22 protein-coding genes are annotated in these 25756 nt (G+C 46.9%); 9 read left to right on the forward strand and 13 right to left on the reverse strand.

Annotated elements, in window-relative coordinates; translation table 11 throughout:
* Positions 1–20 precede the first annotated feature (20 nt).
* Positions 21–1226, forward strand: a complete 1206-nt coding sequence (locus L0659_RS13345) for an efflux RND transporter periplasmic adaptor subunit (RefSeq protein ID WP_235126581.1) — start codon at positions 21–23, stop codon at positions 1224–1226.
* Here L0659_RS13345 and L0659_RS13350 read toward each other — a convergent pair.
* From L0659_RS13350 to L0659_RS13405, 12 genes are all read right to left on the reverse strand, one after another.
* A complete protein-coding gene (locus L0659_RS13350; RefSeq protein ID WP_235126582.1) occupies positions 1195–1968 on the reverse strand; it encodes a hypothetical protein in 774 nt (257 codons plus the stop codon). The genes L0659_RS13345 and L0659_RS13350 overlap by 32 nt on opposite strands.
* Before the next feature lie 127 nt (positions 1969–2095).
* Positions 2096–2851: a LytTR family DNA-binding domain-containing protein gene (locus L0659_RS13355; protein WP_235126583.1), complete on the reverse strand. Its 756-nt coding sequence runs from the start codon at positions 2849–2851 to the stop codon at positions 2096–2098.
* Positions 2848–3936: a sensor histidine kinase gene (locus L0659_RS13360; protein WP_235126584.1), complete on the reverse strand. Its 1089-nt coding sequence runs from the start codon at positions 3934–3936 to the stop codon at positions 2848–2850. Before L0659_RS13360 ends, L0659_RS13355 begins: the two co-directional genes overlap by 4 nt.
* Positions 3937–4097: 161 nt before the next feature.
* Positions 4098–4391 (reverse strand): TIGR03643 family protein, encoded by a 294-nt coding sequence (locus tag L0659_RS13365; RefSeq protein ID WP_235126585.1) that lies wholly within the window; start codon positions 4389–4391, stop codon positions 4098–4100.
* A 54-nt stretch (positions 4392–4445) separates the two neighbouring features.
* Positions 4446–5576: an AI-2E family transporter gene (locus L0659_RS13370; protein WP_235126587.1), complete on the reverse strand. Its 1131-nt coding sequence runs from the start codon at positions 5574–5576 to the stop codon at positions 4446–4448.
* A 163-nt stretch (positions 5577–5739) separates the two neighbouring features.
* Positions 5740–7080 (reverse strand): HAMP domain-containing sensor histidine kinase, encoded by a 1341-nt coding sequence (locus L0659_RS13375; protein ID WP_235126588.1) that lies wholly within the window; start codon positions 7078–7080, stop codon positions 5740–5742.
* The gene (locus L0659_RS13380; protein ID WP_235126589.1) at positions 7077–7760 is read right to left on the reverse strand and encodes a response regulator transcription factor; all 684 of its coding nucleotides are present in this window, start codon (positions 7758–7760) and stop codon (positions 7077–7079) included. The genes L0659_RS13375 and L0659_RS13380 overlap by 4 nt, the downstream gene beginning before the upstream one ends.
* 20 nt (positions 7761–7780) lie before the next feature.
* Positions 7781–8476 (reverse strand): hypothetical protein, encoded by a 696-nt coding sequence (locus L0659_RS13385; protein ID WP_235126590.1) that lies wholly within the window; start codon positions 8474–8476, stop codon positions 7781–7783.
* An 18-nt stretch (positions 8477–8494) separates the two neighbouring features.
* Entirely contained in the window at positions 8495–8869 is a 375-nt protein-coding gene (locus L0659_RS13390) for a DMT family protein (protein ID WP_235126591.1), read from the reverse strand.
* A 51-nt stretch (positions 8870–8920) separates the two neighbouring features.
* The gene (locus L0659_RS13395) at positions 8921–9652 is read right to left on the reverse strand and encodes a hypothetical protein (protein WP_235126592.1); all 732 of its coding nucleotides are present in this window, start codon (positions 9650–9652) and stop codon (positions 8921–8923) included.
* Positions 9653–9782: 130 nt separating this feature from the next.
* Positions 9783–11045 carry a Y-family DNA polymerase gene (locus tag L0659_RS13400; RefSeq protein ID WP_235126593.1) on the reverse strand — a complete coding sequence of 421 codons (1263 nt, stop codon included), beginning with the start codon at positions 11043–11045 and terminating at the stop codon, positions 9783–9785.
* Position 11046: 1 nt separating this feature from the next.
* A complete protein-coding gene (locus L0659_RS13405; protein WP_235126595.1) occupies positions 11047–11487 on the reverse strand; it encodes a LexA family transcriptional regulator in 441 nt (146 codons plus the stop codon).
* A 161-nt stretch (positions 11488–11648) separates the two neighbouring features.
* On the opposite strand from L0659_RS13405, the gene L0659_RS13410 reads away from it, so the two are divergent.
* Positions 11649–12356 carry an SOS response-associated peptidase gene (locus tag L0659_RS13410; RefSeq protein ID WP_235126597.1) on the forward strand — a complete coding sequence of 236 codons (708 nt, stop codon included), beginning with the start codon at positions 11649–11651 and terminating at the stop codon, positions 12354–12356.
* 11 nt (positions 12357–12367) lie between these two features.
* Here L0659_RS13410 and L0659_RS13415 read toward each other — a convergent pair whose 3' ends face one another.
* Entirely contained in the window at positions 12368–13069 is a 702-nt protein-coding gene (locus L0659_RS13415) for a FadR/GntR family transcriptional regulator (RefSeq protein WP_235126598.1), read from the reverse strand.
* A gap of 181 nt (positions 13070–13250) precedes the next feature.
* Here L0659_RS13415 and L0659_RS13420 point away from each other — a divergent pair, with 181 nt between their 5' ends.
* From L0659_RS13420 to L0659_RS13450, 7 genes are read left to right on the forward strand one after another with little or no spacing between them, the layout of a single operon-like run.
* Complete coding sequence (locus L0659_RS13420; RefSeq protein WP_235126600.1) at positions 13251–16637, forward strand: SusC/RagA family TonB-linked outer membrane protein; 3387 nt, start codon at positions 13251–13253, stop codon at positions 16635–16637.
* A gap of 1 nt (position 16638) precedes the next feature.
* On the forward strand, positions 16639–18219 hold the full coding sequence (locus L0659_RS13425; RefSeq protein WP_235126601.1) for a RagB/SusD family nutrient uptake outer membrane protein: 1581 nt from the start codon (positions 16639–16641) through the stop codon (positions 18217–18219).
* Between the two features lie 24 nt (positions 18220–18243).
* Positions 18244–19185 (forward strand): dihydrodipicolinate synthase family protein, encoded by a 942-nt coding sequence (locus tag L0659_RS13430; protein ID WP_235126602.1) that lies wholly within the window; start codon positions 18244–18246, stop codon positions 19183–19185.
* A gap of 47 nt (positions 19186–19232) precedes the next feature.
* Positions 19233–21836, forward strand: coding sequence for a sodium:solute symporter family transporter (locus L0659_RS13435; RefSeq protein WP_235126603.1), 2604 nt, complete (start codon positions 19233–19235; stop codon positions 21834–21836).
* Entirely contained in the window at positions 21833–23350 is a 1518-nt protein-coding gene (locus L0659_RS13440) for a sialate O-acetylesterase (protein WP_235126604.1), read from the forward strand. Before L0659_RS13435 ends, L0659_RS13440 begins: the two co-directional genes overlap by 4 nt.
* A gap of 6 nt (positions 23351–23356) precedes the next feature.
* On the forward strand, positions 23357–24583 hold the full coding sequence (locus tag L0659_RS13445; protein ID WP_235126605.1) for an AGE family epimerase/isomerase: 1227 nt from the start codon (positions 23357–23359) through the stop codon (positions 24581–24583).
* A 2-nt stretch (positions 24584–24585) separates the two neighbouring features.
* On the forward strand, positions 24586–25746 hold the full coding sequence (locus L0659_RS13450) for an exo-alpha-sialidase (RefSeq protein ID WP_235126606.1): 1161 nt from the start codon (positions 24586–24588) through the stop codon (positions 25744–25746).
* The last annotated feature ends 10 nt before the right edge of the window (positions 25747–25756 follow it).

A 25756-nucleotide genomic window follows, 5' to 3' on the forward strand; every position in this document is an offset into this window, starting at 1 on the left:
TAACTATTGATCTATATTCAATGAAAAATATATTAGTTGTCTTGTTCCTTCTGGCGGGCCTTTGGGCTTGCGGCAAAAAGCAAGAAGAAAAGCAGCAGGAGCCAGCCCACGAGCAAGAAGAGCATCATGAAGAAGAAGGGAATGTCGTTGAGCTCACCAAAGCGCAGTATGAAACTGCCGCCGTTGAACTGGGCCAGGTTAGTACGCGTAATTTGAGCGATGTTGTCAATGCCAATGGCGTGATCGATATCCCGCCGCAAAACCTGGTGAGCATATCCGCACCACTGGGTGGGTTTGTCAGAAAAACTGAACTGTTGCAGGGTATGCAGGTAAAGAAAGGGCAGATATTGGCCACAATCGAAAACCCTGATTTTATCCAGATCCAGCAGGATTTCCTGGAAACGGAAAGTAAGCTGGAATATGCCCAACAAGAGTATAGCAGGCAACTGGAACTGAGCAAGGAAAACATCAATGCCCAAAAAGTATTGCAGCAAGCAACCTCAGAAGTGAAAACCCAGAAAGCACGGTTGGCAGGGCTAAGGGAAAGGATTTTTACAGCTGGTATAAACCTTAATACATTAGAAAAGGGCACCATTGTCAACAGCGCCATAATACGTTCACCCATCAGCGGTTCTGTTACGACGGTTAATGTGAACCTTGGAAAATATGTTAACCCGACTGATGTGATGTTTGAAATTGTTGATACCGATCACTTGCATGTCGAGCTTTCCATTTTTGAACAGGATATCCCCAAAATCAAACTGGGGCAGTTGGTGCGCTTTACAGTCAGTAACAACCCTTCCAGAGAATACCTGGCCAAGGTGTATCTGATCAATCAAAAGATCAATGAAGACCGAACGGTGCGCGTGCATTGCCACCTTGAAAAAGACGACGAAGGCTTGTTACCACAGAATTTCGTAAAGGCTGTGATCGAAATCGGCGCAAATCCTGTCACTGCGCTGCCGAGCCCGGCCATAGTCGATTTTGACGGGGCTTCCTATATCTTCATCCAGCGCCCGGAAGGTGCCCTCGCTGATAGCACAGGCACTGAGCCCGACGGGCTAACTTTTGAAATGGTCGCCGTCACGAAAGGTGTATCAGAGAACGGGTACACACAAATCAAATTCCCGCAGGGCTTTGATGCGAAAAATCAAAAGATTGTGCTGAAAGGGGCCTATGCCTTATTATCAAAACTCAAAAACTCCGAGGAAGAAGAGGGGCACTGACGTCCATTTTTAATGTCCGGCTTTTGAAAAGGTCCGTTTTGTATTTGAAAATAAAATTCCGCAGCGACATGCCGGTGCTATTGAGCATACACAAGTTGGCGGCTTCTTCTGAAATATTGAACTTCATAAGCAACTCCGGAACACGGATCGTCTTCCCGTTTCTCAGTTCATTTTTAAGATGCTCCACCAACGCCTCTGACAGTTTCAGTTGCGCCTCAGGCTCTTCGGCTTTGCGGAATTCAAAATTATTTCTGGCCAAAGTGTTCACGATCAGTGCAACGCTGCCTTTTATCAGTTTGAGAAATAAGGCCTGCTGCTGCGTCAGCTCGAATGTGATTTGTTCCACCAAATAGCGGATCGTGTCCGCATCCCGCTCGTTACTAACGGGCTTCCCCTGACGCACGCGCAGATTTTTGAAAATATTTTCAACCTGTTTGTAAGTCTCTGCAAATTCGGACATATGGTTTTCAGCAACGTCCGCACGCGCTGGCGAATTGAATGCGATCACCAAAACTTCGGTTGATATATCTTCTTGAAAAACAGGCATTTCATCGGGTTTTAACAGGATAACACCGCCCTGGCAGTAATTATGCATCTCGTAGTTCAATATAAACTGCCCGTCCCCGCCGGTGACAAATACCAGGCGGTAATGTGAAGCGAATTCGTAGCTGGCCTCCCAGTTCCGCGTTTTACAGAGGAGCAGGTGAAATTGTTTGCGGACAGTGAATTTGATCGACGACATTTTACAACATTGGGCTAATGCATTAACCCAATGTTGTAACTTAAAGTCAATTAATAAAAAGACAATTGCCGAATGACGGGATCCCGTCGCCGAAGATCCGTTTTTACGAGCTTAATGGATGGGAATACTATCTTCCGAGCCAGTTTTTAAATGCAGACACGCGGTCTGCACTGACGTAAGTTTCCTGACCTAATGCCGGATCCAGGTCGATTTTGAGCTTTCCGGCGGTTATGGCATGGATGTTCCGGATGGCAGTAATAGAAATCATCAGCGAGCGGTTGATCCGGAAAAATTGCGCCGGGTCCATGAGCTGGGACAGCTTGTCCAGGCTGTATTCGACCGCAAAGTGCCGGCCATCGAATAGCCGCAGAAAGGTGGCTTTTTCTTCGATCACGAAGTAAGCGATTTCAATGCTTGTAAAAGTAAATATTCGCGAACCGGCGGTACACAGGAACCGGTCTTTGTATTTTTCCGCAACCAGTGCTTCCGCAGCATTGGCCCCGCTGGCAGGAGGCAATGTGGCGTTCAGTTTTTTAAATTTAACCAGCGACGCTTGCAGCTCGAGGGGATTTATAGGCTTTAAAAGATAATCTATGCTGTTGGTTTTAAATGCTTTAAGCGCATACTCGTCGAAAGCGGTCGTGAAGATGACGGGAATGGTGAGATTCAGACTTTCCACGATCCTGAACCCGTTGTCATCTTCAAGGTGAATGTCCAGAAAAATTAGGTCAGGGCTTGTGTTTGCCTCATTTTGCAGATAAGCAATTGTTTCAAACACCGATGGTATCACTGCCAGCACATGCATAGACGCGTCCATGTTAGCTATCATTTTTCTCAGCCGTTCCGCGCTGAAATATTCATCTTCCACAATCAGCACATTCATGACAGCAAGGGAATTTTGACTGTAAAATCAGTTTCGGTCTGCTCGATGACAACTGCTTTGTCCTGTAACAATTTATACCGGCTGGCGAGATTATTCAATCCAAGACCGGTTGTCTGTTCTCTCAGGTTCCTGACCTGCAAAGGATTACGCACAATCAACACTGAATGCTCAATAGTAATGCTAATGCGAAGCGGATTTGCCACGGACATGGTGTTATGCTTGACGGCATTCTCGATCAACGGCTGCAGAGTGAGTGGAATAATGGCATATCGGTCCTGATCGGCCTGAGATACATGGACATCCAATATTATTTTCTCATGAAAACGCATTTGAAGCAGATAGGTGTAGGTTTCAAGGAAATTCAATTCTTCTTTCAGGCTGATCTGCCGCAGTTCCGCTTGTTCCAGGATGTAACGGTAGGCCAGCGAAAGCTGCTGGATGAATTCGCTCGACTTTTCAGGCCGGGATTCCACCAGCGAGGCCAGCACGCTAAGGTTATTAAACAAAAAATGCGGGCTGATCTGGTTTTTCAATGCCAGGAAACGCGCGCTCATATTTTCCGTGGCCAGCTTTTCGGAATCCACCAGGAGTTTTTGCAATTTTTCCTGGGCCTGGCTGCTGACGCAGAGGTAATAGCCCGCTATCAATGCCAGGATCGTCAGTGCCTGGTTGGCATGGTAACGAGTAATTTTAGCATCCATCGACATCGTGCGGTAATGGTCATATTTTGGAGAAAAAATCCAGTTAGAGTCCATAAACCCCCAGGTATTGATGAGCATAATATTAAAAACCAGCGCCAGTAAAACAGCCGGAATCAGTGCAATCAGTTGATGCGACAACTTAAAGTCCGCAGACCGCTCGCTGCCGGTCAGCACCGGAAGCTTTTTGAGAAACCAGTCCATGAGGTAAATCCAGCTGGTATAAAACACCGTACTAATCAGAATTTCAACCGAAAATAACGGGAGTTTGTGCAGGATCGTCGTCCAGAAATCTACCCGGACATTGATGAAAGTTCTCAACGGAATGTAAACGATCGCCAGGGCGAAGCCCAGTAACCACTTCTGACCAAAAAAACGAGGACGCATATTGCACAGGAAGCTTTACGCCAAAGTAAGGCTTTATTTGGTTTGGATCGGCAATGATGTCACATTTAGTAAACAATCACAAAATGAGCAAGTCAATTGCATCGCTTGAAGATGTAAAAAGCTAAAAAAAACAGGTATAACCCTGCCGGGGAAAACGGTGCTTATGACACGCGTTTACTGATCTTGTTCATGCTAATTTGTCTCTGCATGTTTGATTTGAAGCGTGTCTCCTGACTTACTGCTAATTTCAAATGCTTGGTAACCCGGCCCTGTACGCGCTTGCGCCACATTCTGAAACTGCTGGACCGCATTTCAGTCCGCATAATTTCGATTACCTGCTGTTCGCTTACCAGGAACTGCGCTTCAATTGCTTCAAAGGGCGTCCTGTCTTCCCAGGCCATTTCCACTATGCGGTCAATTTCCTCCGGCCTTAACTCCTTATCTTTTCCGTGCATATTACTACCGTTTAATGTTGTGAAAATATCTGCGTTTGTGTAAGCCATTGGGACTTAACGTACCTGGCTACCAGTGTCCATTCCCTTGTTATGCTCATCTTCTACGACTTCCCGAATGGCAGGTTTTGAATCAGGATCACTATCATCTTCTCCTAAAAGCATTCCCCATGGGTTCAGCCCGTTTACCCGGTCGAAAATGACCTTGAAAATTGCTATTACCGGGATCGACAAGAACATTCCAGTGATGCCCCAGATCATCTCTCCAAGCACAAGCCCTATCAGCGCGACAAGCGTATTGATCTTTACTTTTGAACCGACAATTTTGGGCATGATATAGTTGCTGTCAATCAAGTGGATCACTACGATAGCAATGGCGACGAAGATCAACTGGCTGGTTCCCGCCGTTGCGAAGGTGATCAGGCTGGACAGGATGAGGGCAGTCAGTATCCCGATGTATGGGATCAGGTTCAGAATTCCGGTAATCAGTCCGAGCAGGAAACCATACTTCACACCCAGCGCCCAAAAGGCAATGCATGTAAGTCCTGTTACCAACAGCATTTGCAAGAACAATCCAAAGATGTATTTTTTTACGATGTACTGGATCTGGCTGACGATGTCATACACAACCACACTATGCTCCTGGTCAAAAACCGAAACGACAAAACGGAGCAGCAGCCTTCTGTGCAGGAGAATAAAGAATGTGTACAGGAACGTGAAAACCAGAAAAAGGACGATGGAGGAAACCGACAGGATGGTATGTCCGAGAATGCTCGTGCCCGTGTTTACCGCCTTTGACGCCGAATCATTGATGTAGTTCATCTGCTCCTCACTGTTGACATGGAATGTTGCTTCGATCCATTTTTGCAGATCTACCGTTGTGTCGAGCACTTGCTGCTTGAATGCCGGCCAATCCTGCGCTAATGCTGTCAACTGCGAGCCTAACAGAGTAAATACGCCAGCGATAGCCGCGATGAGTGCCAGCAAAGACAATAGCGAGGATAATGCCCTGGGAAAACGTAAACGGTGTTCGAAGAATACACAGGATGGCAAAAGCAACAGCGAAAAAAGCATCGCAAAGAGTAGCGGTGCCAGCAATGTCTGACCTATAATGGCAATGTAAACCAAGCAGATAATGCTGATCAGCACTTGGGCGAGGCGTGTGTAAAATGGGGTAGAAATGATCATTTAGAATTTTTTTGGTTTGATACTTTACTGCCATATAGTAAAAGCATGCCATATGCTCGCGCTAAATACTCCCAAAAGTTGTATAACTCATTGATAATGATGTGACTGATGGATACTAGAATAGTCTGGTTCTACTTTATGATTTGAGGCATAACGTGTTATCTCAATATGGATGGCGCACATTGTTGTTAAAAGATAATTTAGCTACAAATTCAAATTTCTGAAATTGAATTTTAAAATCAGCCCCAATAGTTTCGGCAAGTCGGCTAACAATCCAGAGTCCAAGCCCAAAACCATCGTTTGAAAGATCCTGTTTAGTGAATTCATGGCTTAACAGCGAAACATCCGTAACCGGGCTATTTGAAGTATTCCGAATGATAACCGTATTTTCATGATCTGAATCTTTAATTTGAATGTGTATAGTTGTATCAGATAAGCTGTGTTTTATAGCGTTTTCGATCAAATTGATCAGGATAGTGCTGAGGTGCGACCGGTCGGTATTGACAACAAACTGTCCATCTTCAGGCGTGATTTCGATTTTAAAATTTTGATGTTTAAGAAGCGCTTTGGTTGTCATTCGTTCGAGAACTTCCATCGTAATTTCAGGCAGGTTTACTTCACTTTTATTACAAACCAGCATTCCTGATCTAAGCTGGCTCATCAATAAAAAGTCGTTTACCAGTTTACTCAGGCGCTGCACTTCCGCTATTTGATTATCGATTACTGGTTTAAAGGCGAATGTTGTCTGCTCATTTTGCAAAGTTTGCAATTCGGTCAGCATTACACTCAGCGGCGTTCTGAGTTCATGTGAAGCGGATGCGAAAAAAGCATTTTGGTACTGAGCCTGTTTCTGAATTCTGGTAAGCATCTGATTCAGGGAGGTCGTTAATTTGTGGATTTCGTCATTTACGCGTGGTTCTTCCAGCAAGATGATCTGTTTTTGCAGGCTGATATCATTGGCTTTGTTTACAATATTTTCAATCGGCCGCAGCAGATAACCGGACAGGAAATAACCAGCGATTAAAGCGGCAAAAAAGGATATAGGAAAATAGATGAACAGGATGATTTTAAGCCTGTTTATGTCTTGCACCAATTCTTCCGCAGAAACCACATATAAGATCCGTATTTGTCCCCCAGTTTCCAGAATTCTGGTAAGCTCTTTGGTTCGCCACAGTCGTAAATCAGCTTGTTTTGTATTCTTTTTTAATGATGTTGGCAGATTATCAAAGAGCGGTTCATTTTTATTATTTGCATCATAAATCAACCGGAAATACTCTCCGGAAGCGGGCAGAGGAATGGTTAATGGGTTGATTTCGGTTTCCTGAAGAATTAGATTGGCCTGGGTCTTTAACCTTGCTGCGAAGCTTTTTTCAAACTGACTTTTTACGTTTGTGTAAAGTACAAACCCGGTTGCCAGTAAAAAGCACAGGAATATAAATCCGAAAATAAGTCCGAACCGAAACCTGAGGCTGGCGTAAAAAGGGTAGGAGACGGGCGTTTTCACAGCGAAGATTTTGAGCCTGTTAATTTATATCCAACTCCTACAACTGTTTGAATGAGCGGATTATCAAAACCCTTATCGATCTTTCTTCGAAGTTGGTGCATGTAGACTTCGACAATATTGCTTTCCGGGTCAAAATCCATATTCCAGACATTTTCTAAGATCTGAACTTTGCTTACTACCCGGTTGATATTCCGTATCAGATATTCCAGCAGCGCAAATTCCTTTGCTGTAAGTATGATTTGCGTATCCGAACGCATTACCTGTCTGGCCATCAGATCAACAGACAGATTATTGATCCGGATTTTCGTGCTTTCGCTGGCAAAAATTTTACGCTGTAAAATCCGTATTCTGGCCAGAAGTTCTTCCCATTCAAAAGGTTTTTTTATGTAGTCGACGGCGCCAAGATCAAGGGCTTCCACAATTTGCGGGGTTCCGCTCAGGGCACTTAGTATGATAACCGGACAGGAGATATTAAACGCCCTCATGTTTTTAAGCATTTCAATCCCGGTCATTCCCGGCAGCATGAGATCCAACAAAATCAGATCGAAAGTTTCCGAAGCAACCATTGAAAGCGCCTCAGAGCCATTGTTTGAAGTTTCTACCAGATATCCGGCTTTTTGAAGTCCCTGATGAATAAATCCGGCAAGTTTCTGCTCATCTTCAACTACTAGTATTTTCATGCAGCGTGCGAGGACTTAGATTAACGTATTTTGTATGTGACACTGTCGATTTCCACGAGAGTCGGTCTAACAATCGGCATGCCCGATTCTGACAAAAATCCATCTGTCGAATCGCGCACAAAACCTTTCACCGTTATTGTTTTTGCCTGATTGATTAACGGAAACAATGCTCTTGCCATGTGTGGCGGCAAGGTCACCATTTTTCCTGCCAGCATAAAAGCATTTTCATTTTGATTCACTGACGGTTTTCCTTTCATTTTAATTTCAATTCCTTTTTTGGGAATGGGAGCGGGAATGTCGTGAAGATCAACTTTTGTTTGAAAAGCATTATTTGTCAATGATGTAATTGTGTAAGAATCATTCCGATGTTCCCCTGGCCGCGGCCGACTCTCGTTCGCCAGGGCTTTAACCTGAGCGTTAATGGTTGCCACTGACGTCACCTGTCTTGCCATGTGCGGAGGGAAGTGCAGCCAGATTTCTCCCTCGTTTGATGATAACAGTAGTTTGTCAATGTCACCCTCATGATTGCTTCCGTATTTAATAACTCTTCCAGTGATATTGAAGTGTTTATTGTCATCAGGACCTGGGTGCGGAAGTATCGCTTTTTGAAGATTTTGGCCCTTTTTTGGGGATAGGTACCATGATAATCCTGCTGCCAGAGTTGCCAGCAGCAGCATAAATCCTATCAGTTTTGACCATTTTCTATTCACTCGCATCCGGATCATAGGTTTCCTTCATGCCTTAAAAATGAAATAGACGGCTCCCACCAGTAATGCAAAGCCTATCAGGTGGTTGTAGGTAAACTGGGTATTCTTGAAAAATGTGACCGAGAAAACCATAAAAACGATGAGTGTTATTACCTCCTGAATAATCTTCAATTGTACCAGTGAAAAAGGCCCTCCGGTTTCCGAGGATCCCAGACGATTTGCCGGAACCTGAAAACAATACTCAAAAAATGCCAGGCCCCAGCTCAGTAATATGATCATCCAAAGTGATGTTGAACTATGACCACTTTCTTTGCTGAAAAATTTGAGGTGCCCATACCAGGCCAGGGTCATAAAGACGTTGGAAAGCACCAGAAGTCCGATTGTTGAAATGTATTTGCTCATTTTGAAAAATAATAAAAACAGACAGCGTGTTTGCTGCCTGTTTCTTCTAAATTATCGAACCAGATATTGCTGGCCGTTCATTGTGATCGTGCTGCAATGTATCACCTTATAGTCTTCCAGAGAGACTTCCCCCTGAACTTTGTTTTTCTCGCTTCCCGAATATGCGACGGCTGCGCCTTTTGCTAATGTATTGCCCAATTCCGCTGAAACGTGCGGCGGAAAACGAAGTATGGTTTTGTTGTCGATAAATACACCGCTAACACGTCCTTCCCGATCTGTTTGTAAAGAAGTAACCTTGCCGTTTCCAGTCACGGTGGTTTCCTGTGCCGGTGTTACCGGTGCAGCTGGTGGGTTATCTGTCAGCGTTTTACCGCCTGCTGTCAAACTTACCATTCTCATCTCCTTTGTTGTACCCGGCATATTTTCCGAAACACCTGATACGGAGACCTGACTGCCCGGTTTAACCATTGGAGAAATCTGCGAACCCATATGGGCAGGAATTTTTACAAGTAAACTGTCGCTTCCGTTGATCATATAGAAACCATCAAGAACGAAGTCATTATTTCCCTGTAATTTCACAACTTTCCCTGTTACCGTGCTCACAACCCGTAGACCTTGCTCGCCGGGCGCTGGCTGACCTGGGTGCGGAGGCTGTTGTCCCGGGCCTTTTGCCATCGGTCCGGCTAATTTTGGTCCGTCAGCGGGTGCCTGAATTTGCGCAAAAACGTTTGAGCCAGCGGTCAATCCGTAGATAAACAGCGCAGCTAATGCTAATTTTTTCATGATTTTCTTTGTTGAAATGATTCGTTTTATTTTCGAATCGAAGGTAGGGTAGCCAGATAAGGCTGATATGAGGAGGAAATTAATTTTTCCTTATCTGAGGTTATTGCATAGCAAAACCGATCATCAGCCTTTATTTGGCGTGAACTGTGATGATCTCGTCCATACGCGTGCTGTATCGCGGTGACAGTTTGTCCTGCTTCATCTTCCAGCGCGTATGCAGGTCCTGACTTGCTAAAAGCACTTTGTTCTGGCCCATGGATTTGTTCAGCTTATCGACAACTGCCAACAGGTGGCCGTGGCGGGGATCGGTGTTTTCAAAAATCTGCTGCTGCTTCGCATTAGCCGGGGTGAGTTCCATGACGATCACTCCTGCTTTTTTGTAACCATACCCTTCCTTGAATATTTTATTCAGGGCATCCAAAGCAAAATGAGCAAGCTCCAGAGCAGAATTGGTAGGAAAAGGGAGGTCAATGGTTATTGATTTATTGTACTGCGGCTGGTCGGGTCGGAAAGTGTTGGTATGGACGAATAATTGCAGGACATTACAGCAACTATCCTGTTCGCGGAGACGCTCGCTGCATACCGATGCGAACGTGATCACCCGTTCCTTTACATCGTCGAAAGCTGTAAAGTTCTGATTGAATGACCGGGTTACGGCAATGTTCTTTTTTAACTGAGGTAATTCAAGGTCGAGCGTCCTAATGCCGGCAAGCTCTTGTTGGAGCCTCAGGCCTACAATGCTCATGTTTTTCTTTACCCACTCTTCGGGTAGCAAGGTGAAGTCCAGGACTGTTTCAATGCCAAGCGCTTTCAGGCGCTTTTCGTGCTGACGGCCAATGCCCCAGACATCGCCAATCCTGAAAAATGCGATCGCTTTCAGCAGTTTATCTTGTGTATCAATGACATGCACGCCGCCCGTTTTATCTGCAAACTTTTTAGCAATCCTGTTGGCCAGCTTTGCAAGCGCTTTTGTAGGCGCCATGCCCACGGTGATCGGGATACCAGTGCTTTGCGTCACCGTTTTCCGCATGTCTTCTCCAATTTCCCGAAGATCCAGATGCTTATGGCCGTCAAACCGAAGGAAAGCCTCATCAATGCTGTAAACCTCCATTGCAGGTGAGTAACGGCCCAAAAGCGTCATCACCCGGTTGCTCATATCGCCATAAAGCGCGTAGTTGCTGCTAAAAACATGGATATCCTGTTCCTTGAATTTCTTTTCAAATAAAAATGCAGGCGCTCCCATCGTAATACCGAGCGCCTTTGCTTCATTTGACCTGGCAATGACACACCCATCGTTGTTACTGAGCACAACCACTGGTTTACCGTTCAATCCAGGCCGGAACATTCGCTCGCAGCTCACATAAAAGTTATTACAATCGACCAGAGCGAACATTTTAGAAGAATTTAATAACGTTTGTTACAATTCCCCAAACCAAAAAGTCCGTATCAGCAGCGACCCAAATCGGTGCATATTGATCGTTTTCAGCGGCAAGCCAGCATCCGCCTTCATCGTAAATTATACGCTTCACTAAGAAATCACCATCTAAGAAACAGACAGCGATGCAATTGTTTTTGCAGGGAAGGCTTTTATCGATAACTATAATGTCGCCGTCATCGATATGCACATCACGCATACTGGTGCCTTTAACCCGTCCGTAAAACGTGCTTGCCGGGTTTTTCACAATCTCCCTTTGCAAATCAATTTCCAGATCAATAAAGTCGGCCGCAGGAGACGGGAAACCAGCACTGATCGCCGGAATCAATGCAGTGAACCAGTTTTTGCTCGGAACCTGTCGATAAATGCTTAATGATTGAACGTTGAAAATCTCCTCCATCACCTTTCACTTTTTACAAAGGTTGCACAGACGAAGGAAGAAATCAAGACTTATTTTGGAAATATTCCAATATTGTGGATTTAATCCATTTGAACTATCTTTACGCATCTTTACGTTTTTAAGATACTCAAACCAACGTTTCTGAATTAAATATTAAGGTTATGTGCTATCATGTGTCGAATGAAAGCGATGTTGAAACTTTGAAAGCAGAATTCAAATTGCCTGTTGACAAGCTTGAACAATTCAAGAAGAGATACGATTTCAATGGCTTTGAAAAGCCGTTTTTACCGGTTATGACAACGCCGAAATCGCTTGATCTATACAGATGGCGGCTGGTTCCGCCGAATGTGACCGATGAGAAAGCTTTCCGGTTCAATACGCTGAATGCAACAAACTACGACTTGTTTAATCGCGACAAAATGTGGTGGAAATATGCGAAGCACAACCGCTGCCTGGTCCTTTGCACAGGATTTTTTGAGCCACACTACCCGGATCTGAACAACAAAAAGAATTATGAATCCTGGTATATCAAACCATCAGAGAAAAAGTTCTTTGCAATGGGAGCGATATATTCGACCTGGAAGGGGATAAACACATTTGCCATTGTCACACAGGACGCCAGCCCGATGATTGGCGCGATACATAATGATGGTAAGCGTCAGCCACTTATTTTAAAAGGAGATGCTGCATTGTCCTGGATGATCCCCGGCCTGAGTGAAAATCAGATTATGGATTTAACTTATTTTCAGTATCCCGAAGATAAACTTTCGGCCTACCGGGTTATTGACGGCGTTTACAGTAACCAGATAGATACTAATTTGCCGCAAGTGCTGGATCCTTACGGAAATCCACTTGGGAAGGCGGCATAATTTGAAAGATGCTAGGTAAAAAGTCTGGCAAAATGGTTTTCCAGATGGCTGCGCATGCCATTCCTTAACTGTTCGGAATTGCCCTTTTCGATAATCTCGACCAGTCCCTTATGTGACACAAAATTGGCATTGGCCGAATATTTACGCAGCAATCCGCTTTTGTGCACATAATCAAACACAGGCAAAAGCAGCCGTTGGAATTTCTTCATCGTTTCATTGCGGGTAATCTCATATAGTTTGCCATGAAACGCAATTTCGTGCTCGATCTGAAAAAGCATCCGGTCCGAGGAAGAAGGCTCATTTTCGACCAAAACTTTCAAAGCAGCAATGTCTTCCGGCGTCACGCGCTCCATAATGAAGTCGGCCATACCGATTTCGAGCGACAGGCGCATTTCGAAAATCTCCTTTAATGTATTGTCATCCAGGATCTTCGGGTTCATGCTCTTTTCAAGAATCGAAACCAGGTCCGGGCTTGTGATCACCGCGCCGCGATGTTTCTTTGATTCCACCAAACCCATCAGCCGCAGCCGCAGCATAGCCTCCCGAACAACCGTCCGGCTCACGCCAAGCGACTGCGCCAGTTCCAGTTCTTTCGGAATGGAGTCACCCACTTTAAAATCCTTCTCGATAAACAGCGCGATCAGGTTACTCTCAACTTTGTCCACCAGCGAGCTTGTATCAATGCTCTTGATGCTTTGAAAAATGTCGTCCATTGCAGCGTATAGCGTATTATGTCTGACAAAAGTGCAGGTTTTCTTCCAATCTGCAAGTGATTTTTTTATTATCAATTTAAGATCATAAAAAATAATTTTCACAAGATGCTTGCAATCAACGGCCTAATCCATTTACCTTTATTATGTCATACATAATACATATTTTTAAACTTAACCTTTTATGAAATTGAACATTACACGCTTAAAAGTGCTGCTAAGCCTTGCCGGGCTGCTCCTGGCGATGGGGTTGCAAGCACAGTCGACCAGGCAACTCACCGGCAAGGTGATCTCCGGGGACGACAAGCAACCCCTCCCTAATGTTACCGTGTTACTCAAAGGAAAAAGTGTTGCCGTGGAAACTTCGGTGGAAGGCGACTATTCGATCCAGGTGAGCGGCGGTGACGTGATACAGTTCAGAATGGTCGGCTATGTGATCCAGGAAGTGCCGGTGGGTGTTTCAGAAACACTGGATATTTTGCTGCAACCGGATGTGTCGGCGCTGAACGAAGTGGTTGTAACGGGTTACGGTTCAGCCAGTCGCGCTAAAATCACCTCATCCATTGCCAAGCTGGATTCCAAGGTTTTGGAAACGGGGATGCGTTCCAATCCGGCGCAGGCGCTTGCGGGGACGATTGCGGGTGTGCGCGTAGCCACGTCAACGGGTCGCCCGGGATCGGTGGCGAGCATTACATTGCGTGGAGGGACCAACTTCGATGGCAGCGGAAGCCCGCTTATCGTGGTGGACGGACAAGTCCGTGGCTCATTGAGCGACATTAATCCTGATGATATTGAAAGCATGGAAGTGTTGAAAGATGCTTCGGCCACAGCCATTTATGGTGCGCGTGCCAGCAATGGTGTTGTTTTGATCACCTCAAAAAGAGGAAAAGCCGGCTCGTCATCCATTACATTCAAATCCAAAACCGGGATCAATTTCCTGAATGTTCCTTATGACTATCTCAATGCAGAAGATTATATCAAATGGACGCGGATGGGTGTTTTGGAAGCGATTAAAAACGGCGTTACCACGTCTTCGCTGCTCAGTGGCGTAGGCCCACGCGGAACCGGGAACCTATATAAGGATGCAAACGGCGCCATTCTGGACGGAAACTACGATTCACGCGCGATATGGAGCACCATGCGCCTGACCGACCAGAACCGTGAATTGCTAAGTGCGAACGACGGTTGGAAAACGATGAAAGATCCCATCAAAACCAATGAGTCTGGCGCATATGATCCCAACGGAACCAACGCAGATCTGATTTACAAAGATTTCAATTACGGGGATTATGCATTCAAATCACCCGCTATTTCCCAGGATTACAACATTGGAATGAATGGTGGCAATGAAAAAGGAGGTTACTATGCCAATTTGGGCTACTATAATGAAGACGGGCTTTCGCTGGGCACGTTTTACCGCCGGTTAACATTCACATTGAATGGTGATTACAAGATCAAAAGCTGGTTGAAATCAGAAAGCAGCTTAGCATTTGCGAGAGCCAACTGGCGGGATCAGTCGCTGCAAAATGGCGAGGCAAATTACTGGGGCAGAATGCTTTCCGCACCGCCTACCATGCGCGGGACCAACGCAAACGGCGAGCTGATTCTCGGTCGCGATGCCAGTGATGGAAACCCAAGCTTAAACATTGATAAATACAAAAGGAAAAACCAGTCGGACAAATTCACGCTCGGACAAGCATTCAAAGTTGATTTCAGCGATGATCTTTATCTGCGCGTGGGTGGAATATTAATGTATGACGAAGCTGAGGCCGAGTCTTTCAACCGCGATTTCCGAATCGGGATCATGAGCACGACCAACCCAAATACGGGATGGAACCGTGACCGGGCTTCTTCCGCAGGTTTCGACCGCATCATCCGCCAGACTTACAATGCCATTTTAAATTACAAAAAATCCTTCCTTGGCAAAAGCTTCATCGACGCCATGGCCGGATTTGAATATTACGACGAAGCCACCAAAGGTTTCAGCGCCGCAGGACGCCTCGCGCCAACCGATGATTTCCAGGATCTAGGCCTGACCATTAACGACGCCAACACCCGGACCATTGATTCCTACCACACCCAGGAGCGCATTATCTCGGCTTTTGCCAGACTGAATTATGATTATGACGGCAAATATCTGGCTTCGTTTACAGTAAGGCGTGACGGCTATTCCAGGCTGATCGGGGACAACCAGTTTGGTACATTTCCGGCATTCTCGGCAGGCTGGCTGGTGCACAAAGAAGAATTTTTGGCTGCCACGCAATCATGGCTTTCCTTCCTGAAAGTGCGTGCTAGTTATGGTAAAAACGGAAACATCGGCATCGGCACCAACAATGGAATCGGCGTTTACGAGTTGCAGGGTTCTTATGGATCACAAATTCCCTACAATGGCAGCATTGGATTTTTACAAACCGGCGTTGCCAATCCAAACCTGAAATGGGAGAAAAGTAATACAGTTGAAGGTGGTTTGGAAATGGGATTTTTCAATAACCACATCACAACCAACATTGCCGTTTACAACCGGGTTACGACGGATAAAATCGCCAGCGTTTTGCTGCCTACATCCGCGGGTGTGGCGAGCATTCGTACGAACAACGGCAGCATGCGCAACCGCGGCGTAGAACTGGAAGGCGTTTTCAAGGCGATCCAGAAAAAGGACTTTACGGTGCAAATCGGGGCTAATGCGGCCTGGAACAAAAATCTGATTTTGAAACTGCCATTTAACGGAAATGAAAACAACCGTCAGGGCGGACAGCGCATTTACGATCCGCGTTCGGGCAATGTGATCTGGGCGGGCGGCTTACAGGAAGGGCAGGAGCCGGGCGAGATTTTTGGCTATGTGAGCGACGGGATCATTCGCACAGGTGAAGATCTGGATAAATATAATAAGATCGACATTGCGGCGGGTGAAGTTCAATATGGCGCATCTGCCGGAAAAAGGGTTGCCAGCAATGCATTGATCAACTCCCAAAATCTGAACAGGGCAACTTACATTTCAACCCAATTGGGCGACATGATGTGGAAAGACCTGGACCAGAATGACACCATCGACACGCGCGATATGGTTTCGCTCGGACGAACGATTCCAAGATGGACAGGCGGTTTCAACACGTCCATTCGCTGGAAAAACCTCTCACTTTTTGCCCGTATGGACTTTGCCTTGGGTCACAAACAAATGGACTTCCAGCAAATGTGGTCGCTGGGCAGTTTTCAGGGAGAATTTAATGCAACCGAATTGGTGAAAGACACCTGGACACCAGAAAATCCGGACGCCAAATATCCACGCTACACCTGGGCCGATCAGCTGAATTCCAAGAACTTCGACCGGCCTAGCAGCATGTTCTGGGTAAATTCATCTTACCTGGCATTACGTGAAATTTCACTTAGCTACACGGTGCCGTCGGCGTGGCTGCAAAGGGCTAAAATTGCCGGGTTAACATTCACTGCAACATGCCAGAATCTGGGTTATGTTACCAACAAAATGCTGAGCCTCCCTGAGCGCACGGGCTCGCAAAACAGCGCTTATACTATTCCTACAACCCTTATCCTTGGAGCCAACTTCACTTTTTGAAATGATGAAAAAGATCAGACTTTACATATGCTGCGCACTGCTTTCGGTGCTGGCGAGCTCCTGCCAGGATGCGCTTGAACTTACGCCGCAGGACTATTTCGGCGACAGCAATTTTTGGCAAAACGAATCGCAGGTGAGCAACTTTATGGTCGGCCTGCACAAGCAATTCCGCGATAACCAGTTCCAGTTTTTGCGTCTGGGCGAAATGCGCGGAGGCAATTACAGCACCGTAGACCGGCAGGCCACTTCGCTGAACGAGCTTCCCGTCATTGAGCAGCGATTGGAAGAAACATCATCGGGCGTCAGCAACTGGGGCGGATTTTACGGCCCGATTTTGCAACTCAATCTGTTTATCCAAAAAGTAGAAGCCATCAGTTTCCTGCCCGAAACGCGCAAAAATTACCTGCTTGGGCAAGCGTATGCGATGCGTGCTTACTATTACTTTCATTTGCTGCGCACTTATGGCGGCGTGCCGCTGGTTTTGGAAGCGGATGTTTTGAATGGGTCAACCGATGCGGTGCAATTACGAAAAGCACGTGCTGCCGAAGCGGATGTTTTGGCGGCCATTAAGGCAGATGTGAACAAATCTATCTCGCTTTTTGGCGCGCAGGCTGCGGTTACAGATAAAAGCCAATGGTCGCCCAATGCGGCTTTGATGCTCAAAGGCGAGGTTTTCCTATGGTCTGCCAAAGTGTATAATGCGACCGCCGATCTGGCAGAAGCTAAAACCGCATTGAACGCCGTGACGGGCAGTGCATTGCTTCCCAATTTTGCCAATGTGTTTGCCTATGGCCAGAAAAACAACAGCGAGATCATTTTCGCGATCCGTTTCCGGGTAGGAGAGGCTGAAATGGGCAATGTGGCGGCTTATACTTATTCCACTTTCAATTTCAACGGACTGCATTATAAGGATTCGACGGTAAGTGCCGGGGTTGGGAATTTTTTAGTTGATCCGCTGGTGCTGGCTGCGCCTAATTCCATGCAGGTGATCCAGCGTTATGCCTACACGTTCGAGCTTTTCCAGTCTTACGATGTGGCCGACACGCGACGGAATGCCACATTTTATGATTTTTATAAAGTCAATACGGATGTGAAACCATATGCGGTAACCATTAAAAACACAGCCCTGGTGAAGTTCCTGGGAACAATCGACGCCAACAAACGCTACTTTTCAGACGACTGGCCCGTGTATCGCGAAGCGGACCGACTCCTTATGCTGGCCGAAATCACCAATGCAGAAGGCGGCGATCCAACCGCATTTATCCAGCCCGTGCGCGACCGCGCCTATGCCCCAGCGAAAGATCCCAAACCATTTAAAAACGCCGGGAAAGATGCCAATGAGCTGGCCATTTTCGAGGAGCGTACCAAAGAATTTGTGCACGAAGGAAAGCGCTGGTATGACCTCCGCAGGATGAAGTATGGCGCTGAACCACTTATATTTAAGAGTCCAGGCCATCCCTACGGACTGCTCGACAAAGCCACACAAGCGTACCGGATTCTGTGGCCAATCGAGGCTGCTATCTGGACCAATGACCCGCTCGTGGCGCAGACGCCCGGCTACCAAACTGCAAGACCTAATTAAGCATCAGATTTTCACTGTTATATTATGAATTTACATTTAAAAGGCCTCATTGCCGCTCCGTTTACACCCATGCAAGCCGACGGCAGCCTTAACCTGGATTTGATCCCGGACTATTATCAATTTTTAAAACAAAACGGCATCAACGGCGCATTCATCTGCGGTTCCACAGGCGAAGGCGTTTCGCTGACCGTTTCCGAAAAGAAGCACGTGGCCGAAGCATGGGCAAGTTGCGCCAAAGACGATCAAAACTTCACCGTTATGCCATTGCTGGGCGGCACTTGCATTGCAGATTGCATTGACTTGGCCAAGCACGCGCAACAAATCGGATTAGACGCAGTTTCGTTTACGAGCCCATTCTATTTCAAGCCTGCGAATGTTGAAATGCTGGCCGAATGCATCATCGCCATTGCCGAAACGGTGCCTGAAATGCCGTTTTATTATTACCACATTCCCGTGCTCACAGGCGTGAACTTTCCAATGTTCGATTTGTTAAAGGTGATCGACGGCCGTCTTCCGAATTTTGCCGGGATCAAGTATACGCATGAGGATTTCATGGATTTTCAGTCTTGCCTGAACTTCCGGAATGGCCAATATGATATGCTCTGGGGGCGTGATGAAAACATGCTTTCTGCCCTGGCTGTGGGTGCTAAGGGCGCGGTAGGGAGCACATTCAATTATGCAGCGCCGCTTTATCATGAGCTTATTGAGTCATTTGAACAAAATGATATGGAGAAAGCCGGTGCATTGCAGCAGAAATCCATTGATATGATCCGGTTGTTGGGAAAATACGGCGGAATTTCGGTTGGTAAGGCTTATATGAAGGTTGTTGGGATGGATTGTGGTACATTTCGCTTGCCAGTGAAAAACATGAGCGATGCGCAGTTCGAAGCATTCCGATCGGATGTGGCGGCGCTGGATTTTGATTCATTTAAATCGGGCCAGCCTGTGGCCAAAACCATCTATTAATGCAGCGCCAAATTCCTTTTCTCTGTTTTCTACTCTGCTTACATTTTATGTGGTCACCAACCCTGCATGCCCAGGATCAAAAGGCGAATGATATCGTGTGGACGGAACTTACGAGTCTGCCGCAACCATCCGAAGGCGAAAAACAGTTCGGTGTCGCAGGTGCCTTCACAGGCGTGCACAATGGTGTGCTCATCGTAGCTGGCGGTGCCAATTTTCCCGACGGAATGCCTTGGAAAGGTGGTAAAAAGGTGTATAGGGACGAGATTTATGTTTTGCAAAAAAAGCGCGATGCCTATGAGTGGATTGTCTCAAAAACGCCCCGTTTGCAAGAAAAAGCTGCCTATGGTGCAAGCGTTTCGGTTGCGGATGGCATCGTTTGTCTAGGTGGAGAACAGGAAAATGGTGTGGGTAAAAAGGCTTTTTTAATGCAGTGGAATGCTGCAAAAAGTGAAGTAATTTCTAAACCCTTACCGGATATGCCGGTTGCGCTGGCCAATGCCGGCGCGACCAGCATTGGTAACACAATATATGTTGCGGGCGGCGAAAACATTGGTAAACCATCTAATGCTTTTTTTGCATTAAATCTTTCAGACGCTGTGCCAAAATGGGAAATTTTACCTGAGCTTCCAATGGCAATGTCGCATTCGGTGGTGGTGTCCCAGCAGAATGGGAAGCATTCCCAGGTGTATGTGCTGGGCGGAAGAAGCGCAACTGCTAGCGGGATCAGCGATTTGCATAGCACCAATTTTACTTATGATCCTGCGAAAAAATCCTGGCAGAAACTCAGCGACATCAGCGATGGGAAAACGGTCACAAACTGGTCTGCGGGAACGGGCGTTGCCAGCGGCGCGTCCTACATTATGCTGATCGGCGGCGATAAGGGCAATGTGTTTCACCAGATCGAAACATTCAATGCGCAGATCGCCAAGGCGGAGTCAGCGGAATTGAAACAAAAGCTGCAAGCAGAAAAAGTGACGCTGCTGACTTCCCACCAGGGTTTTAGCAAAGACATATATTTATACAACACCATTACCGACGCCTGGACGACCATCGGCCAGCTCCCCGGCCCGGCGCAGGTTACTACCACGGCCGTAAAATGGGACAACGACATTTTCATCCCCAGCGGCGAAATCCGCCCCGGAACCCGCACACCCATCATTACCAAAGGCACCATTCAGCACAAGCCATTTTTCTCCTGGATCGACTCAGCGGTGTTAGGGATTTGTTTCCTATTAATGACAGCCGGCCGGTTCCTTTTCACAGGCAAAACCAGCAACACAGACGATTATTTCAAAGGCGGTGAACGCATTCCGCAATGGGCAGCGGGCATCAGCATCTTTGGCGCAAAACTCAGCGCGATCACATTCATGGGCATTCCGGCCAAGACTTACGGCACCGACTGGACGTATTTTTTCCTGCTCATGACCATCATTATGGTGATGCCGCTGGTCGCGGGTTATTTTATCCCGTTTTACAGAAGGCTCCATGTGACGTCCGCGTATGAATATCTGGGCAAACGCTTCAATTACGGCTCGCGGGTGATGGCTTCTGCGCTTTATGTTTTGCTTCAAATTGGCCGGATGGGCATTGTGGTGCTCCTGCCGAGCATTGCGCTGACGCTGGTAACGGGCATCGACATCAACATTTGCATCATTATGATCGGCGCGATCAGCATTTTCTTCACGGTCAAAGGCGGCATTGAGGCTGTGATCTGGGTCGAGGTGATTCAGGTCCTGATCCTGGCGACGGGTGCATTGTTTTGTTTGTTTTACTTGCCATTTCACATTAATGACTGGAATTCTGGTTTCAAAGCATTGGATCAAGCGGATAAATTAAAGGTTTTCGACTTCCGGTTTGATTTTACCGAGCCCACATTCTGGGTCGTGGTCATCGGCGGGTTAGCCATTAACCTGCTGACTTACGGGACGGACCAAACCACCGTACAACGTTACCTGACGACCAAATCAGAAAAGGAATCCATCAAAAGCCTCAAACTCGGCGCGTGGCTGACATTGCCTTCCACATTGGTCTTTTTCTCCATTGGCACATTGCTGTTTTTATTCTTCCGCGAGCATCCGCAGGAGGTAAATATGGCTTTGAGTGATCAGGACAACATTTTTCCCTGGTACATTGTGAGCCAGCTTCCGGCGGGCTTGTCGGGTTTGCTCATTGCAGGCATTTTCGCCGCAGCCATGAGCAGCACGGAGGCCAGCATGAACTCTACCGCCACATTGCTGACAACTGATTTTTACCAGAAATTCAAACCCGAAGTTACCCCAAAGCAAACCCTGTTTTTTGCCAGAACGACAACATTATTACTCGGCATTTTCGTGACCTGCATCGCGCTATACATGGCGCATAAGGGCGTTTCCTCGCTTTGGGATAAGTTTAACACCATTCTGGGCTTGTTTACAGGATGCATAGGCGGCGCATTTATCCTCGGGATTTTTACCAGAAAAGCCAGCGGAAACGGGGTTATGGCAGGCATGGCGATCAGCTGCTTCACGCAGATCCTGATCCAGCATTACACCAACATTCACTTGCTGATGTACGCCTTCACCGGGCTCGTAAGCTGCGTGGTTTTCGGTTATTTATTCAGTTTAATAATGCCCGCAGAACGTGATTTGAAAGGGCTAACCATGTACGAATGATGGTGAGAATGCTCCTTTTGTTGTTGCTCAATGTCTTCGTTAATGGTTTTACCAAAGCGCAGAATGCCTTGGAAAGCACATTAGCATTAGCTCCCGTTTTTTCGGATCATATGGTTTTGCAAAGAAACAAACCCATCAGAATCTATGGAAAAGCATCGAGTGGAGGCAATGTTCATGTTCAATTTTTAAATAGAGCATTGACTACAAAAGCCGATCGATCGGGTAACTGGAATGTCGTTTTCCCAGCATCCCAAGAAGGCGGTCCGTATTCGATTTCAGTTTCTGCAAAAGATCGTAAGATCAATATAAATGATGTGCTGATCGGGGATGTGTGGCTGTGCTCAGGCCAATCGAATATGGAATTTGCATTGCGGGATGCGGAGACCGGGCCTGAGGAATTGCAGGCCGATCAGTTCGATCCGAATATGCGCTTGCTGAAAATGGGCGGCATTGTTTCAACCGGCGATGTGGCGTGGGATTCTGCTTCGCTTGCCAGGGTGAATCGTTATGAATTTTTTGCCGGCAGCTGGAAACCATTAAATAAAGTTTCCGCCGCTTCTTTCTCGGCAGTCGCTTATTATTTTGGTAAAAAAATAAAACCGGAAGCCCACGTCCCGATCGGCCTGATCCAGATTGCGGTGGGCGGCTCTCCTACTGAATCATGGATAGAACATTCGCTTTTGGAGCAATCCCAACAATTTGCAGGAATGCTCGGCGATTGGCAACATTCAACTTTGGTGATGGAATGGTGCCGGGAGCGCGCCGCAAAAAATAGTATGAATGCTCATTCGGCAGACCAAAAGCATCCTTACCAACCCGGCTACAACTTCCAGGCTGGCATTGCCCCGCTAACCGACTTCGCGATTGCAGGTGTGATTTGGTATCAGGGCGAAAGTAATGTATTTAATGTGCCGCTTCACGCGCAGCTTTTTGAAATGCTGGTGAAAAACTGGCGGGAGAATTGGGGCTATCCATTTCCATTTTATTTTGTGCAATTGTCCGGCATTAACCGGCCTAACTGGCCCGAATTCAGGGATTCACAACGGCTTATGCTAGCCAAAATCCCAAATTCAGGCATGGCGGTGAGTTACGATTTTGGCGATTCGCTGAATGTGCATCCAACCCGAAAAAAGGAAGTCGGCGAGCGGCTGGCATTGCTCGCGCTGCGGGATATATATCAAATGAATGTCATTGCCGAAGGGCCTATTCCTGAAAAAGCATTGCTAAAAGATAGCGAGATCAGGATCCAGTTTTCAAATGGGAAGGGAGATTTATCAAAACAAAACAGTCTTTTGACCAATAATAACGCACCGTTGACGGGCTTCGAACTGCTTACGGAAAATGGCCATAGACTGTTTGCAAACGCGAAAATTTCAGGCAATGAAGTCGTGATCAGTGTTCCGGCTGGTGAGCGGATCAAAGCCGTTTTGTACGCATATCAGCCATTTACGCGGGCGAATCTTTATAATGAGGCAGGATTACCAGCTTCAACTTTTTCAATAGCAGTAAAATAGAAAGCAATGCATTACACAAAAACAGAGCTGCAAAACCTGGGCGATTTTTACAAAAACCAGCTTCTGAACGACACTTTGCCGTTTTGGTTTCCCAGGTCGCTGGATGAGGATTTTGGCGGATATCTTTTGATGCGCGATCACGATGGAACATTGATTGACGATGATAAGGCGGTCTGGATACAAGGACGTGCGGCCTGGTTGCTCGCTACTTTGTATAACACCATAGAGCCAAGGCAGGAATGGCTGGACAGTGCAAAATCAGGGATTGATTTTTTGAATAAACATTGCTTCGACACGGATGGACGCATGTTTTTCCACATGACCCGCGCCGGGGAACCCATTCGCAAACGCCGCTATTTCTTCTCCGAAACATTCGCCGTGATAGCCAATGCAGCCTACGCAAAAGCAAGCGGAGATGAAGAAGCCGCAGCAAAAGCGCGTTACTTATTTGGCAAATGCATTGAATACGCGACCGTTCCGGGCTTGCTCGAACCCAAGTTTACCCCAACCCGCCCTGCGAAGGGAATAGGCGTGCCGATGATCCTCATGAACACCGCCCAGCAACTCCGCGAGACCATTGGCGACCCGCGATGCGACGGATTGATTGACCAGTTTATCAAAGAAATTGAGGCAGATTTTGTCAAAGACGACATGCAATGCGTGATGGAACAAGTCGCACCGGATGGCAGTATTATTGATCATATAGATGGCCGGACGCTCAATCCGGGACACGCGATTGAAGGCGCTTGGTTCATCTTGCATGAGGCCAAATACAGGAACAATGATCCGCATTTGATTGCGCTGGGCTGCAAAATGCTCGATTACATGTGGGAGCGCGGCTGGGATAAGGAGTTTGGCGGGATATTCTATTTCCGGGATGTTTATGACCGGCCCGTGCAGGAATATTGGCAGGATATGAAATTCTGGTGGCCGCATAACGAAGCCATTATTGCCACATTGCTCGCTTATACACTTACGCAGGATAAAAAATATGCAAAATGGCACATTATGGTGCACGATTGGGCATACACGCACTTTCATGATAAGGAAAATGGCGAATGGTTTGGCTATTTACACCGGGACGGAAGTGTAGCGCAAACCGCAAAAGGTAATTTGTTCAAAGGCCCGTTCCACTTGCCGCGACAAGAATGGTATTGCGCCCAACTGATGCAGGAATTTGTTGGAACGAGCCTGGAAAGCAACATTTTTGAAACTGAAAAACAGCAATCTTGAATATGAAAATCATAAATCTAACCCTTATCGCATGCATCATCGCCCTGACGGCTGCTTATGCACAAACACCCGTTTTCGTGTCCGGCGCAGAAGGCTATAAGTCATTTCGCATCCCTGCCATTGTTCGCGCGCCGGATGATGACCTGCTTGCATTTGCAGAAGGCAGGGTCGCCGGAAGCGGTGACTTTGGCGACATTGACATTGTAATGAAGCGCAGCAAAGACAAAGGAAAAACCTGGTCCTCATCGCAGGTTGTGGCCGGTTATGACAAACTACAAGCCGGAAATCCAGCCCCAGTGTTCGATTTGAGCGATCCGGCGTTTCCGAAGGGAAGGTTGTTTTTGTTTTTCAACACCGGGAACAATCATGAAGGTGAAGTACGGAAGGGCAAAGGGTTACGGGAAGTTTGGTATAAAACCTCAACCGATGCAGGCGTAACCTGGTCTGAGCCGGTGAACATTACGACGCAGGTCCACAAGCCAAAACAGCCGGAAGTGAATGCGGCTTACAATTCGGATGCGGATTGGAGAAGTTACGCGAACACGCCGGGCCACGGCATGCAACTCACCGAAGGTCCGTTCAAAGGCAGAATTTACATTGCAGCCAACCATTCAGCGGGTGATCCCAAACCCAAAGGTGCAGATTACCAGGCACACGGATTTTACAGCGACGATCATTGCAAAACATTCAAATTGAGCGAAACAATTGCGATCGAAGGCTCCAATGAATCCACCGCGGCGGAGATTTCGGGCGGTCGGGTAATGTTCAATGCAAGAAATCAAAAAGGCGACGTGGGGGCGCGGATCGTGGCGGTAAGCAGTGACGGGGGCGTGAAATGGGACACGACTTACTTTGACCATAATCTCCCGGATCCCGTTTGCGAAGGAAGTATTCTAACCATTGGTAAAAACAAAAAACACAACATCCTGGCATTCTCAAACGCAGCCGACACCGCAAAACGCGACAACCTCACATTGAGGATCAGTTTCGACGACGGGAAAACGTGGACGAAGCAATATGTAATTGATAAAAGCAAAAACGGCGAAAAGGATTACACGGCTTACTCGGACATCGTGCAAACGAGCAAGAAAAGCGTGGGTGTCATATACGAGTTCAACGGTTACCGCTCGATCATGTTTAAGGAGGTTGTTTGGAAGGATTAGGTTTCCTTCC

Origin of the sequence: Dyadobacter sp. CY347 (assembly GCF_021502655.1) — a bacterium.
In the GTDB taxonomy this organism is placed as follows: domain Bacteria; phylum Bacteroidota; class Bacteroidia; order Cytophagales; family Spirosomataceae; genus Dyadobacter.